At 30.4% G+C, this 13,438-nt stretch carries 15 protein-coding genes; 1 reads left to right on the plus strand and 14 read right to left on the minus strand.

Annotation, left to right across the window (positions count from 1 at the left end; genetic code table 11):
- Window positions 1-85: 85 nt before the first annotated feature.
- The 8 genes from upp to ACJDT4_RS08730 all read right to left on the minus strand — a co-directional run bounded on the left by upp (window position 86) and on the right by ACJDT4_RS08730 (window position 6,370).
- A complete protein-coding gene (gene upp / locus ACJDT4_RS08695; protein WP_053242493.1) occupies window positions 86-715 on the minus strand; it encodes a uracil phosphoribosyltransferase in 630 nt (209 codons plus the stop codon).
- A gap of 16 nt (window positions 716-731) precedes the next feature.
- The gene (gene rpiB, locus ACJDT4_RS08700) at window positions 732-1,181 is read right to left on the minus strand and encodes a ribose 5-phosphate isomerase B (protein WP_406787167.1); all 450 of its coding nucleotides are present in this window, start codon (window positions 1,179-1,181) and stop codon (window positions 732-734) included.
- Between the two features lie 89 nt (window positions 1,182-1,270).
- Complete coding sequence (locus ACJDT4_RS08705; protein WP_406787168.1) at window positions 1,271-1,726, minus strand: low molecular weight protein arginine phosphatase; 456 nt, start codon at window positions 1,724-1,726, stop codon at window positions 1,271-1,273.
- A gap of 32 nt (window positions 1,727-1,758) precedes the next feature.
- Window positions 1,759-2,811 (minus strand): L-threonylcarbamoyladenylate synthase, encoded by a 1,053-nt coding sequence (locus ACJDT4_RS08710; protein ID WP_406787169.1) that lies wholly within the window; start codon window positions 2,809-2,811, stop codon window positions 1,759-1,761.
- Between the two features lie 11 nt (window positions 2,812-2,822).
- Window positions 2,823-3,401: a hypothetical protein gene (locus ACJDT4_RS08715; RefSeq protein ID WP_406787170.1), complete on the minus strand. Its 579-nt coding sequence runs from the start codon at window positions 3,399-3,401 to the stop codon at window positions 2,823-2,825.
- Window positions 3,402-3,419: 18 nt separating this feature from the next.
- Entirely contained in the window at window positions 3,420-4,499 is a 1,080-nt protein-coding gene (gene prfA, locus ACJDT4_RS08720) for a peptide chain release factor 1 (protein ID WP_406787171.1), read from the minus strand.
- Window positions 4,500-4,580: 81 nt separating this feature from the next.
- Window positions 4,581-5,429 carry a peptide chain release factor N(5)-glutamine methyltransferase gene (gene prmC / locus ACJDT4_RS08725; RefSeq protein ID WP_406787172.1) on the minus strand — a complete coding sequence of 283 codons (849 nt, stop codon included), beginning with the start codon at window positions 5,427-5,429 and terminating at the stop codon, window positions 4,581-4,583.
- The gene (locus tag ACJDT4_RS08730; protein WP_406787173.1) at window positions 5,426-6,370 is read right to left on the minus strand and encodes a DUF1385 domain-containing protein; all 945 of its coding nucleotides are present in this window, start codon (window positions 6,368-6,370) and stop codon (window positions 5,426-5,428) included. The genes prmC and ACJDT4_RS08730 overlap by 4 nt, the downstream gene beginning before the upstream one ends.
- Before the next feature lie 438 nt (window positions 6,371-6,808).
- Here ACJDT4_RS08730 and rpmE point away from each other — a divergent pair, with 438 nt between their 5' ends.
- Complete coding sequence (gene rpmE / locus ACJDT4_RS08735; RefSeq protein WP_053241846.1) at window positions 6,809-7,021, plus strand: 50S ribosomal protein L31; 213 nt, start codon at window positions 6,809-6,811, stop codon at window positions 7,019-7,021.
- Window positions 7,022-7,162: 141 nt separating this feature from the next.
- Here rpmE and rho read toward each other — a convergent pair whose 3' ends face one another.
- From rho to ACJDT4_RS08765, 6 genes are all read right to left on the minus strand, one after another.
- Window positions 7,163-8,620, minus strand: a complete 1,458-nt coding sequence (rho, locus tag ACJDT4_RS08740; protein ID WP_406787272.1) for a transcription termination factor Rho — start codon at window positions 8,618-8,620, stop codon at window positions 7,163-7,165.
- 303 nt (window positions 8,621-8,923) lie between these two features.
- Complete coding sequence (locus ACJDT4_RS08745; protein ID WP_406787174.1) at window positions 8,924-9,268, minus strand: hypothetical protein; 345 nt, start codon at window positions 9,266-9,268, stop codon at window positions 8,924-8,926.
- A 143-nt stretch (window positions 9,269-9,411) separates the two neighbouring features.
- Window positions 9,412-11,022, minus strand: a complete 1,611-nt coding sequence (locus ACJDT4_RS08750) for a CTP synthase (protein ID WP_406787175.1) — start codon at window positions 11,020-11,022, stop codon at window positions 9,412-9,414.
- A 199-nt stretch (window positions 11,023-11,221) separates the two neighbouring features.
- Window positions 11,222-11,506 carry a ribose-5-phosphate isomerase gene (locus tag ACJDT4_RS08755; protein ID WP_406787176.1) on the minus strand — a complete coding sequence of 95 codons (285 nt, stop codon included), beginning with the start codon at window positions 11,504-11,506 and terminating at the stop codon, window positions 11,222-11,224.
- 149 nt (window positions 11,507-11,655) lie between these two features.
- Complete coding sequence (locus tag ACJDT4_RS08760) at window positions 11,656-12,072, minus strand: YwiB family protein (protein ID WP_406787177.1); 417 nt, start codon at window positions 12,070-12,072, stop codon at window positions 11,656-11,658.
- Between the two features lie 13 nt (window positions 12,073-12,085).
- Window positions 12,086-13,117, minus strand: coding sequence for a D-alanine--D-alanine ligase family protein (locus ACJDT4_RS08765; RefSeq protein ID WP_406787178.1), 1,032 nt, complete (start codon window positions 13,115-13,117; stop codon window positions 12,086-12,088).
- Window positions 13,118-13,438: the final 321 nt, after the last annotated feature.

Consider the following 13,438-nt stretch of genomic DNA (forward strand, 5'->3'; position numbering starts at 1 on the left):
CCTATATATTTTCTTGTCTTTTTTATAATGAGAGCTTATTCCGGGTTCATGAATCACATGGGCTGCCGCCCAAACCCCAATATGTTTACTTAGTTCCGAAGAGTCTGTCGCCGGCATCACCGAGACCTGGAACTATATATCCATTTTCATTTAATTTTTCATCTATTGATGCTAAATATATATCAACATCTGGATGTGCTTCCTGTACTGCTTTTATTCCTTCTGGTGCTCCTATAAGGCACATAAGTCTTATATATTTTGCTCCTCTTTTCTTTAATAAAGATATAGCATCAATTGCCGAACCACCAGTTGCAAGCATTGGATCTGTAACAATTATATCTCTCTCTTCTATATCTTGAGGTAATTTACAAAAATATTCTACTGGTTTTAAAGTTTTTTCATCTCTGTATAGTCCAACATGACCAACTTTAGCTGCTGGTATAAGTTTAAGCATTCCATCTACCATTCCTAGTCCTGCTCTAAGTATTGGAACTATAGCAACTTTCTTACCTGCAAGCATTTTGCATTTTGTCTTACAAATAGGTGTTTCTATTTCCACCGTTTCAAGCTGCATATCACGTGTTACTTCATATGCCATAAGCATTGCAACTTCTTCAACCATTTCTCTAAAATCCTTTGAACCTGTTTCTTTGTTCCTTATAAAAGCTAATTTATGTAATATTAATGGATGTGATATTTGTGTTACTTTACTCATTATTTTTTCCTCCTATTTACTTACTATATTTCTTTTCAATTTCAGTTATTTTGTCAATTCTTCTCTGGTGTCTTTCTCCTTGAAACTTTGAAGCTAAAAATGTATCTACAATATCGCATGCTAAGCCAGGGCCTACAACCCTTTCTCCAAATGCAATTATGTTAGCATTGTTATGTTCTCTACATGCATGTGCAGAAAATGTATCTGAACATGCAGCTGCTCTTATTCCAGGAACCTTATTTGCTGCAATACTTATCCCTATACCTGTTCCACATACAAGAATTCCAAAATCATAATTTTTTTCTGCAACTTCTTCAGCAACCTTTAATGCAAAGTCAGGATAATCACATGAATCATTAGTGTATGTTCCAAAATCCTTTGCTTCTATTCCTTTTTCTTTTAAGTGGTCCAGAACTTGTTTTTTTAAGGAAAAACCAGCATGGTCACTTCCAATTGCTATTTTCATAAAAACACCTCCACTAATTATGAATAAGCTCTTTAAACATTAGAATTTAAATAACTTATCTTTATTCACAAAAAAAGAAGATAAATGTATCACCTAATACCTTTATCTTCCTTTAATTTTTCAATCAAAACCTCTAAATTACTTTTAAGCTCTACAAAAGTTTTTCTATAAATATCTAGACTACCCCCGTATGGATCACTTATTTCAGCATTATTTCCTATATATTCTCCCAACGAATATATTTTATTTGCATAAGTTTCATTTGTATCCCTTAACACATCTCTTATATAAGCAGTCATAGTTAATACAATATCCACTTCTTCAATAATAAATGGATTTAACTGAACAGCACTTCTATTTGATATATCCAAGTTCAAGCTTTCATTAACAATCATTGCACAATTTAAAGAGGTCTTACTTCCTGGGAAAACAGATAAACCAGCAGATATAGCTTTAACATTATCAATGTCACATATACTATTGAATATAGCCTCTGCCATACAACTTCTGCATGTGTTTCCAGAACAAACAAATAATATTTTCACAATTTATCCCTCCTTAAATCAGTTTTAGTCTTTTAAGCTTTTATTATATCGAAGCCTGCTGATTTATTAAGTCTATTCATTATAGCAACTCCAAAACCTTTTTCTGCAAAAGATTCTGAAAGAATAATATCCATATTACTGTCATCAAAGCTTCTTAAGGTTTCAAATAAATTTTTTCCTATAGAATACATATCTTTTCTACTTCCAAGCGAAATAACCTTGACATTATTATAGGAATTCATAGTTTCATCCGTAGCCATGACACCTACTTTTTTACCATCATCTATATAATTTTGCACCATTTCATTGATTTTTTCAATAGTTTTTTGCAAATCCCCTTCAATAATTTTAACATCCGCCTTTGGTGAATAATGCTTATACTTCATTCCAGGTGCTTTTGGCTTAAAATCACTTTCTGGTTTTTTCATAATCGCAGGATCAATATATGCATTACTATCAATCTCTTTTATCATTTCTAGAGTGATTGCACCAGGTCTTAAAATACATATAGGGCTCACTGTACAGTCTATAACAGTAGACTCCAACCCAAACGTACACTGTTCTCCTCCAATAATGTAATCAACCTTACCATTTAAGTCTTCTACACATCTTTCTATATCTGTAGGGCTAGGCCTTCCTGAAATATTTGCAGAAGGTGCTGCTATCGGTACACCAGAAGCTTTTATGATTTCCCTTGCTATAATATTCGATGGCATTCTTATACCTATGCTTTTAAGTCCAGCACTAGTAATATCAGAAATAATAGGCTTTTTCTTCATTATTAAAGTCATGGGACCTGGCCAAAATCTTTCTGCCAATTTTCTAGCAATCTCTGGTACCTCCAAAGCAATTTCGTTTATACTTTCAAAATCCGCAATATGAGATATAAGTGGATTGTCTTGTGGTCTTCCCTTTGCAAGGAAGATTTTTTTTACTGCTTCACCATCACAGGCATTTGCACCTAATCCATATACAGTTTCTGTTGGAAAAACAACAAGTCCTCCAGATTTAATTGCATTTCCAGCTTCAGCTATAACTTTACTATTTATGTTATCATTGTCCATCCTTATTATTTTAGTATTCATATAAAAACACCTCAGGTTTCTCTACTTTTTTTTATTTGTTCAATGGCCTCATCGGTAAAATCTGCATGAACACATTGTTTAAACAACTCATTTAAAAACAAATACTTTTTATACCCGCCATTTCTAAATACAAGATAATAATAATGATTTTCAGGATAAAGCTTTTTTAATCTCGCATAATGATGCGCTGCATAAGGATATCTTTTCATAAAGTTAGCATTAATACTCTTTAAGTATTTATTTCTAAATTTAGACTTAGTTATTATTATTATTCTAATATCCTTATCCTCTTTTTCAGCATGAACCAAATTAACCTTTTCACATACTATATTACTTGCGGATTTAAATATTCCATCCTTCACTTTAATTCTATATCCATCATATTTAAAAGAAAAAAATTCATTATTTATTCTAGCTAAGACAGCTAAAATAATCAACAACTCTATAATAATAAGATAAAGTATAAATAATATATTAGCTTGATTAGAAAGAATTAATGCAACTGGCAGCGAAAAAAAAATAAGGCACATAGAAAACGTAAATCTATTACTAGCTGCATTTTGTTTCCTTATTACCTTATTTAAATTCATATAACTCACCCTTTTTTATTAAAATTCTTCATTACCAAGAGATTTCATTTTTTCAGCTTGCTCTGCAGTAATAAGTGCATCTATTACTTCATCTATATCTCCATCAAGGAATTGATCTAATTTGTAAATTGTTAATCCTATTCTATGATCTGTAACCCTTCCCTGTGGAAAATTATATGTTCTTATTCTTTCACTTCTATCACCAGTACCAACCTGATTTTTTCTATCCTCAGCAATTCCAGCATTTCTTTCTGCCTCTGCCATTTCATAAAGTCTTGATCTCAAAACCTTCATAGCCTTTTCCTTGTTTTTAAGCTGTCTTTTTTCATCTTGACAAGAAACTACAATTCCTGTAGGTATATGTGTAATTCTAACGGCTGAATCTGTAGTATTTACACATTGTCCTCCATGTCCTGAAGCTCTAAAAACATCGATTCTTAAGTCATTTGGATTTATCTCAACATCAACATCCTCAACTTCCGGAAGTACTGCAACTGTAGCAGTTGATGTATGTATTCTTCCACTTGACTCTGTATCCGGCACCCTCTGAACTCTATGAGTACCACTTTCATATTTAAGCTTACTGTAAGCGCCTTCTCCTTTTATCATAAATACTACTTCTTTAAATCCACCTATGTCTGTTTCATTGGCGCTCATAATTTCTGTTTTCCAGCCAACTCTTTCAGCGTATCTAGTGTACATTCTAAATAAATCTGAAGCAAATAATGCTGCCTCTTCTCCACCTGCTCCGCCTCTTATTTCAACAAATACATTTTTACTGTCATTTGGATCCTTAGGCAAAAGCAAAAGTTGAAGTTCCTTTTCATATTTTGGAACCTGAGGCTCCAGCTCTTTTATTTCTTCTTCTACCATTTCCTTTAATTCGCTGTCTATTTTATCATTTAGCATTTCTTTGTCGGCTTCTAAACTTTCACATACCTTTTTATATTCTCTATATTTTAGCACTATAACCTCTAAATCGGCATGCTCCTTACATAACTTCTGCCATTCTTTTTGATCTGCCATAACAGAAGGGTCACTTATTTTAATGGATAGCTCGTCATATTTACTTTCTATAAAATTAAGTCTCTCAAGCATTATTTTATCACTCCGTATTTGTATTTTCACAATATTATATTATAACACACTTACTATTTGCTTTCTACATAAACATTTATTTTACTTTTTAAAACCTGTAACTACTCTGTCGTTTCCAGCAAGATCTTTCGTTAAGCTTACATTTACAAACTCAAATTTTTCCATTACACTTTTAACACCTTCCCATTCACTACTTCCTATTTCATATGCAAGAAGACCACCCTTATTTAAGATTCTAGCACTTTGCTCTGTTATTTTTCTGTAAAATTCAAGTCCATCTTTTCCTCCTGCAAGTGCAATACGAGGCTCAAAATCTCTTACATCTTTCATTAGTCCATCTATCTCACCTATAGGAATATATGGCGGATTAGAAACAATAACATCAAATTTTATATTTTCATCAACTTGCTTTTTTAAAAGATCACCTTTTTCTATCACTACGTTATCTAGCTCAAATTTACCGAGATTTTTATTTGAAACCTCAATAGCCTCATCTGAAATATCAATGCAAAGCACATTAGTATTTTTCTTATAGTATGCTATAGATAAACCTATTGCACCACTTCCAGTACAGACATCACATACAGTAGTGTACTTTTTCTCTTCTATCTTTTTTATTACCTCTTCAACTAAAATTTCCGTATCCGGTCTTGGTATTAAAACTCCTTCTTTGATAAAAAAGTCTAACCCCATAAATTCACATTCCTGTGTTATATATTTTACAGGCATTTTATTTTTTCTTAGTTCAATGTAATTAAAATATTCTTTACATTTATAATCTTCAACCTCATAATCCATATTAGTAAGTATAAACAATCTATCTTTTTTTAAAACATACTCAAGTAAAATTTGACTATCAGATATATAAAATTCACCATCTACCATCTTTAATTTACTGTAAGCCTCAAATAGAATATCCTTTATGGTCATTCCTCTATATTCTCTCCTTCTTCATCTTCTTGTTCTATACCTTCTGCTACCTTAAGTGCTTTTATTGCAACTTCTAGTTGACTGTAATCCGGTTCTCTTGTTGTTAATTTTTGAAGCATAAGCCCAGGATAAGCAAAAATATGTGAAATAGAACTTTTAGATTTTCCCATCCATCTTATTATTTCATATGTAACACCAGAAACAACAGGAAGTAGCAATACTCTCGATAAAATTCTTTCTGGAAGAGAACTCCACTTTGTGAAAGAAAAAACAATTATGCTTACTATCATTACTAAAAACAAAAAATTAGTACCACATCTTGGATGAAATCGCGAATACTTTGATGCATTTTCAGGTGTAAGTTCATCTTCATTTTCATAGCAAAAAACAGTTTTATGCTCAGCACCATGATATTGAAAAACTCTATTTATATCGCTCATTTTACCTATTAAATATATATAAGCTATGAATATTATAACTCTTATTACTCCTTCAATAAAATTTAACGCAATATTATTTAGTTTGAGCTTAAAAAACAAATTTGCTGCAAAAGTTGGAATAATAAAAAATATAGTAATAGCAAAGATTAAAGATACAATCAGTGAAAAGCCAATTATAAGATCATTAACTTTATCACCTAATACCCTTTCTATCCATTTTTCAAATTTTGATGGTTCTTCTTCCTCTTCTTCTCCTTCAAAAAGCGATGCAGAATAATTTAAGGTTTTTATCCCAATAACTAAAGATTCTATAAGCGATACAAAACCTCTTATTATAGGTATTGAAAAGAACTTATTTTTTTTAGAATATGGAACAACAGCTTCAAACTTAACATTTATATCTCCATCAGAAGTTCTGACAGCAGTAGCAATTCCTTTAGTTCCTCTCATCATAACTCCCTCAATTACTGCCTGACCACCAACCGAAGTCTTTCTAGACATTTTCACACCTCTATTTCTGTATATAAACTAGTCTTTTAATTATTTGATTTCAGTATACACCTTATTTTATCAGATATATATACTTAATTAAAGCAATTAACTAAACTTTCACACTTATAATAAAGTTAAAGATTTCAAAGGTGCTTTGCACGTTAAAAAACGACTGGTTGACTACAGGTCAAAAAGAAAGAATTTGCTGACGCAAAAACAAAGAAATATTTTTCTTAGCTTTACTACGAAAAACAATTTAATGAACTTTGCCCATTATCCTTCTTGAACTCAAAGCAAGCACTATTTTAAAATAGCCACCAAGATTTATAGAATTTTTTTAATGTGACAAAGCATTGTTACTTCGCACTATTTTTATTGACTAAAATTGTTTTATTGTGATATAATAGCGTAGTTAATACTGTGGATATTTGAGAGAGGTGAAATATAATGCAAAAAGAAATACAACCAGAATACCATGAAGATGCTGTTGTTACATGTGCATGCGGAAATACCTTTACTACTGGTTCTACTAAAAAAGAACTTAAGGTAGATATTTGTTCAAAATGCCATCCATTTTATACAGGTCATCAAAAAATTGTTGATGTTGGTGGTAGAGTTGAGAAATTCAGAAAGAAATACAATTTACCAGCAGATAAATAATTTTTTAATTTTTAAGAATGGAAAGGGCAAGAAGTCCTTTCCTTTTTCGTTTTCAAATTATTTTTATAACTTTGTTTTAATATAGAAAAGAGTGTGTATGGATTTATTTTATAATTTAAATCCATATGCACTCTTTTCATTTTATTTAGAAAGCCTACCCTTATTAATAAATTCAACAAGTTCCTTATTATTTTTTGTTTCATTAAGCATATTAATAAGTCTCTCCGTAACTTCCTGAACATTATTCTCATTATACAATATTTTTCTAATTTTAAATTCAGCCTCTAATTCTCCTGCTGACAGCAATTCATTTTCTTTTCTAGTTCCAGATTTATATATATCTACAGCAGGGAATATTCTTCTTTCTTGAAGTTTTCTATCAAGATGAACCTCCATATTGCCCGTTCCCTTAAATTCTTCAAATATCATGTCATCCATTCTGCTACCCGTATCAACAAGTGCTGTAGCAAGTATAGTAAGGCTTCCACCTTCTTCTATATTTCTTGCTGCTCCAAAAAACTTCTTAGGCATTATAAGTGCTCCAGGGTCCAAACCACCAGACAAGGTTCTACCTGTTGGAGTAATAGTAAGATTATATGCCCTTGCAAGCCTTGTTATACTGTCCATAAGTATAACAACATCTTGTCCTTGCTCCACCATTCTTTTAGCTCTTTCTAGCACCATATATGCAACTTTAGTATGATGTTCAGGTTCTTCGTCAAACGTTGAATATATTACTTCTCCATTTATACTTCTCTGCATATCTGTTACTTCCTCTGGTCTTTCATCTATTAAAACAACTATAAGCTTTATTTCCTTATGATTAGCAGTTAGGCTCTGTGCAACTGTTTTAAGAAGTGTTGTTTTTCCAGCTTTAGGAGGCGCTACAATGATTCCCCTTTGGCCTTTACCTATAGGACAGATTATATCCATCAACCTAGTGGATAGTTCATTGCTGTTTTTCTCCAATACCAACCTGCTATTAGGATATATTGGTGTTAATTTTTCAAACGAAGTTCTTCCAACTGCTTTTTCTGGATTTTCACCATTTACTTTTTGAACATATAAAAGTGCCTTAAATTTTTCTCCTTCTTTAGGGATCCTAACTTTTCCCTGAACTTCATCTCCAGTTTTTAAGTTAAATCTTCTTATTTGAGATGGAGAAACATATATATCATCCTGGCTAGTTAAATAATTTTTTCCTCTCAAAAATCCAAAATTATTATTTTCAACAAGTTCTAAAACTCCCTTTGCCGAATCAGACTCATCGACCATTTCTTTAAATTTCTCATTTTTTTCTTCCCTCGAGACACTATTTTTAGGAGTATTTTTAATTTCTGTTTTTTGTGAACTTAATCTTTCATTATTATTTGTATTTTCTTCTTTAACATTTTCTTCTTTAACGTTTTCTTCTTTATTCTTTTCTTCAATTGCTATATTTTTCTTAGGACTTATTTTTTCTCTTAATATAACACCATCTTTTTTTATGCTTATACCTCTTTTTTCCCTTATTAGATCAATTAGTTCATTCTTTTTATATTTATAAGCATTCTTGATTTCCATTTTCTTAGCAATTTCTTTCAAAACAATAAGAGTCATACTTTCTAACTCATCATTAATCAAAAAGTCAACACCTCCACGAATACTATAATCTTAATTTTTAACTTGTAAAATGAGAATTTTATGAAGTTAAATTGGATTTTTCAATAAAAATAATATTTAAAAGTATTTTAGAATTTTAGAGAAGAGAGATTCGACATCATATTTATAAATTCAACACTAAATAAATTTACGCACACAAAATATTTTTTAAATAATATTTTAAACCATATTTATATATATTAAACTTAAAAAAAATAAAAATCAAGTATTTTTAAAAATTATCACATTTTAAATATAAAACTAAAAAATAGCATATATTTCCTTAATTGCTTTGTTATATTGCATTACCCTTTGCCTTATCTTCTTATCTTCACCAATAAAAAGTACTGGTATACCAAGTGTTTTGCATCCACACACAATTATCTCTTGATTTACTATATTGCTAACACAGTAATTAAAAGCATGAAGTTTTCCACATAATGGGCACTTCAATTGGACCATAACTGTATTTTTATTTTTTAATTTTAATTTCACAGACTTAAACAGGCTATTAGTTTCTTCAATTTTAAAAAGGTTCATACCTTTAATGTCGTATTTTCCAAACTCATTTTTTAAAGCCATACTAACAGAAGTATCTACTATCATACTTTCACCTCCATACTTTTCTAAAGTACAAAGAAAGTTAATACTCAATAAACTATTATTCTATATCGCTTAAAAAAATCCTTTAATTTATATATTTTTTCAAATAAAAATGTGCAGGACACAATTCCTGCACATTTAAAGCATTATTTTTCTTGATAAGCACAAGCTGCCTTTATAAAGTCTCTGAAAAGAGGATGCGGTCTATTAGGTCTTGATTTAAATTCAGGATGGAATTGAACTCCAACAAACCATGGATGATCTTTAACTTCTACTATTTCAACTAATCTCTCATCAGGACTTGTTCCAGCAAGAGTCATTCCTTTTTCAACAATTTCTTTTCTATATTCATTATTAAATTCATATCTATGTCTATGTCTTTCATATATCACTTGCTCATTATAAGCTTCTGAAGCATTAGTATCACCATAAAGCTTACAAGCATATAAACCAAGTCTCATAGTACCGCCTTTCTCATCTATGTCCTTCTGCTCTGGCATTAGATCAATTACAGGATACTTTGTTTCTGGATCAAATTCCGAACTATGAGCTCCTTCGTAATTAAGCACATCTCTAGCAAACTCTATTACAGCACACTGCATTCCAAGACATATTCCAAAAAACGGAACTTTATTTTCTCTTGCCCATCTTATAGCTTCTATTTTACCCTCTATGCCTCTGTCACCAAAGCCTCCTGGTACTAGTACTCCATCTACTCCGCTCAACATTTCATTTACATTTTCTCTTGTAACATCAACAGAATTTACCCATTTTATATTTATCGAAGCATTATTGGCATATCCACCGTGATTCAGCGACTCAACAACGGATATATAAGCATCATGAAGCTCAACATACTTTCCAACAAGCGCAATTGTAACTTCTTTTGATAAGTTCATCAAATTATCTACCATTTGTATCCATTCAGAATTATCAGCATCTTTGCATTTCAATCCTAATTTTTCACATACAATATTATCTAATCCCTCTTTATGGAGCATCAATGGCACTTCATATAAATTTCTTGCATCTAGATTTTGGATTACAGAATCTCCATCTACACTACAGAAAAGTCCTATTTTATTTCTTAAGTCTTTTGAAAGTTCCTTTTCAGAACGACAAACTATAATATCTGGCTGAATCCCTATGCTTCTAAGTTCTTTTACTGAATGTTGAGTTGGTTTTGTTTTAAGCTCTCCTGCTTTATGCAAATAAGGAACTAATGTAACATGTATATAACATGTATTTCCTGGTCCGGCTTCACCTTTTATTTGTCTTATAGCTTCAAGAAATGGAAGTGACTCTATATCTCCTACAGTTCCACCAATTTCAGTTATAACAACATCAACATCTTTTTCTTTTGCAACTCTATACACTCTATCTTTTAATTCATTAGTTATATGAGGAATTACTTGAACAGTACCTCCAAGAAAATCTCCTCTTCTCTCTTTTGTAAGAACTGACCAATATACTTTTCCAGTAGTTACATTACTGTTTTTGCTTAGATTTTCATCTATAAATCTTTCATAATGTCCAAGATCCAAATCAGTTTCCGCACCATCGTCAGTTACAAATACTTCTCCATGCTGATAAGGACTCATAGTTCCTGGATCCACATTTATATAAGGGTCAAATTTTTGAATAGATACCTTAAGTCCTCTATTTTTAAGCAACCTTCCAAGAGAAGCTGCTGTGATTCCTTTTCCAAGAGATGATACAACTCCTCCAGTTACAAATATATACTTTGTTGTTTTCATTAAATTACCTCCCATATAATTTCTGTTTAAAATTTTCTAAAAATTTAAGTATTTTTTCATTTTTATATTGACAACATTACATTTAAGGCATATAATAAAAATTACCCTACTATGTATGATGGTTTTTTATTGCCTTTCAACACATACATATTATTTTAACACATAAATATACTTTTTTCTACTATTTTATTTTTATATATTAAATTTTTTCGATCTCATCTTCTAATTCAAAATACATATCCCTAAATTCTTTATTTATCAAAAACATTTTTTCCGCTCTTTTACAGTTATAATTTATAGTTCGTTTGTTAAACATTGGCATATCACTTTTTATAAATTCGTATCCAATTCTATGTTTTCTCAAAAGAAGAAAGAGCATGTATTTGCAATTTTTATCTTTTAAAAGCTTATATAATTCTCTTCTGTTTATCCCTTTATATTCACACATTAATTCTATTATTTTATCATATCTTCTTCTAATCATTAAAATCACTCCAAAAATAATCATACACTTTCATTAATTTATATTTATTATGATTATTGACAAAATTTTAATAATCAAAACAATGGAGTAACAGTACTCAAAAAATTCGGATACTATTACTCCATTTAAATACAATATCAACTTTAAAATTATAGAATTTTAATTTCTATCTCAATATTAGTTAATTGACGGCTTTGTCTTGATATATTGAGTTCGTATTGAGCAAAAATCTTACCGCCATCATCATTCATGTCTATTTGTAAATCCTTCGTATTTATCTCAAGCTCTAGCGTTCCATAAGGAGTATTATATAATGAAAAAGTTTTTTTATCTTTTTCAAATTCCATTTTAGTCGAAGTCGTACCTTTTCTTAAAATAGAAAATTTATCTGATCCTATTTTAAGCGTAGTTGTAGTACCTTCCATACCTGATATTTCAGTTTCCTTGTAGATAGCATAATAACAGTTATTTCTTTTATAAAATTCTCCTGGAGTTGTTACAGATATAGGTTGTTCATTATTCTCATTTTCTCCACTAAAAACACTTATTATTGCTTTTTTTGACATACATTAATATCTCCTAAGCGTTATTTCTTTCAATAGCAAGTTCTATAAGATCATCTATTAACCTTTTATAATCTTTACTTGTAGCTTCCCATAATTTAGGGTACATACTTATTTTAGTAAACCCAGGAATAGTATTTACTTCATTAAGGTATACATCTAAAGTATCTTTATCAACAAGAAAGTCAACTCTTGCCATTCCTGAACAATCAAGTGCTTTATACACCTCTACTGCAGTTTTTCTGATTTCTTCAAGCTTATCCTCACTTAATTTTGCAGGAATTAAAAGTTCAGATGCTGCATTTTCATATTTTGCTTCATAATCATAAAACTCTTTAGCAGGTACTATCTCACCTGGAACAGATGCTTTAGGTTCATCATTTCCAAGAACAGCAACTTCTACTTCTCTTGCATTAATTGCAGTTTCTACAAGTACTTTTCTGTCATATTTAAGTGCCTCTTCTAATCCCTTTTCTAATTCTTCTCTATTATGAGCTTTTGTTATACCGACAGATGATCCACTATTAGATGGTTTTATAAATACTTCATAGTTTAATTTTTTCTCAATAGTTTTTATTATTTCTTCTTTTTGATTTTTATATTCATTTAAACTTACAATTACATAATCAGCTTGCTTTATATTAAAATGTTCAAGCACATATTTAGTATATACCTTGTCCATACATACCGATGATGATAACACTCCAGGTCCAACACATGGTACACCTATAAGCTTACATAATCCTTGTATAGTTCCATCCTCTCCAAAAAGTCCATGTAATACAGGAAAAACAACATCTACCTCTTTACTAAATAATATATCCTGTGCCTTTGGATTTTTATAAAATTGATTATTCTCCCATGCACCACTTTCTATTTCATCTATACTTCCTGTATATTCAAACCATTCACCTTTTTTAGTTATTCCTATTGGATATACTTCATATTTGGTAACATCAATATTCCTTAAAACAGACGCTGCTGAAACTCTTGAAACTTCATGCTCTGTTGATTGTCCGCCAAATAATATAGCTATTTTCTTTTTCATGTTATCTCTCCTTTGACATTAACTCTTATACGTTATAGTTTAGTTACTTATTTCAATTTTAGCAACTATTATTTTAAATGCATGAAAATTAAATATATATCTTATTAATTCCACTATTAATATTAAATGTTTTTTCCGTTCTTTAATAGTACCACAAGATGAAAAATTTTATTTTAATGTGGATTAAATCAAAAAGTTGCTGCATTTTTTTAATGCAGCAACTTTTTATTTCATTAAGTTAAATTTTTTATGCAAAAAACTAGTTCACAATTTTCAAATCACATGGGCTCCGCCCAAACCCCCAACCTTAGTATGACTAGT

This window comes from Clostridium neuense (assembly GCF_045310695.1).
Lineage (GTDB): Bacteria > Bacillota > Clostridia > Clostridiales > Clostridiaceae > Clostridium_S > Clostridium_S neuense.